The 401-nt window shown below is 68.3% G+C and carries 1 protein-coding gene; it reads right to left on the minus strand.

Features of this window, described 5'->3' with window-relative positions; translation table 11 throughout:
* Positions 1-11 precede the first annotated feature (11 nt).
* A partial coding sequence (gene tsaA / locus DY467_RS25895) for a tRNA (N6-threonylcarbamoyladenosine(37)-N6)-methyltransferase TrmO (protein WP_164639908.1) occupies positions 12-401 on the minus strand: 390 nt, incomplete at its 5' end.

Genomic DNA, 401 nt, shown 5'->3' on the forward strand with positions numbered 1-401 from the left:
GGCTGAAGGCGCTACTTCACCATCGAGTGCACGCAGCGGTCCGGCTTCAGGTCGATCAGCGGCGTGCCGTCCAGGCAATCGAGGCCGCGCACCAGCACGGTCGCGCCCTCGATCCCGACCACCGACACTGCCGAGATACCAATCGGATTTGGCCGCAGCGGCGAGCGCAGCGCGAACGTGCCGCGCGGTCCGTCGATTCCGTGGCCGCGCTGGATCACCAGATCGCGGCGCGACAGATGCAGCCAGTACACCACCTGCGCGTGGGCGAACTTGTCCAGCCCCTGCAGAGCCTGCGTCCACGGCTCGAAGATCTCGAGCCGGCAGACCGGTCCGTCGGGATTGCCCTGTCGCGGCGTCTCGCCGCGCGAGGTCCAGGGCGTGCGAATGCGACCGATGAATAC

This window comes from Rhodopseudomonas sp. BR0G17 (assembly GCF_010907025.1).
Taxonomy (GTDB): Bacteria; Pseudomonadota; Alphaproteobacteria; order Rhizobiales; family Xanthobacteraceae; genus Rhodopseudomonas; species Rhodopseudomonas palustris_H.